The 582-nt window shown below is 57.7% G+C and carries 1 rRNA gene; it reads right to left on the bottom strand.

From position 1 onward, the window contains the following. Positions 1-557 (bottom strand): 16S ribosomal RNA (locus WN59_RS07910); the annotation flags it as partial. Positions 558-582: the final 25 nt, after the last annotated feature.

The raw sequence follows: 582 nt of genomic DNA, 5'->3' as shown, positions 1-582 counted from the left end.
GCTTGCCACCTACGTATTACCGCGGCTGCTGGCACGTAGTTAGCCGTGGCTTTCTGGTTAAGTACCGTCACACAGGTAGCAGTTACTCTACCTGGCGTTCTTCCTTAACAACAGAGTTTTACGAGCCGAAACCCTTCTTCACTCACGCGGCGTTGCTCCGTCAGACTTGCGTCCATTGCGGAAGATTCCCTACTGCTGCCTCCCGTAGGAGTCTGGGCCGTGTCTCAGTCCCAGTGTGGCCGATCACCCTCTCAGGTCGGCTACGCATCGTTGCCTTGGTGGGCCGTTACCCCGCCAACCAGCTAATGCGCCGCAGGCCCATCCATCAGCGACAGCCGAAACCGTCTTTCAACTCCCCACCCCGCGGTGGAGAGGATTATCCGGTATTAGCCACGGTTTCCCGCAGTTATCCCCGGCTGATGGGCAGGTTGCCTACGTGTTACTCACCCGTCCGCCACTCGATCAGAGGGAGCAAGCTCCCTCCTCTCGCGTTCGACTTGCATGTATTAGGCACGCCGCCAGCGTTCATCCTGAGCCAGGATCAAACTCTCCATAATTGGAAAGCCCATCTTGAGCTCGTCT

This window comes from Salinicoccus sediminis, from assembly GCF_000986795.1.
Lineage (GTDB): Bacteria > Bacillota > Bacilli > Staphylococcales > Salinicoccaceae > Salinicoccus > Salinicoccus sediminis.
The sequence above is the reverse complement of the archived record's forward strand: the minus strand, read 5'-3'. Positions and strand labels throughout refer to the sequence as shown.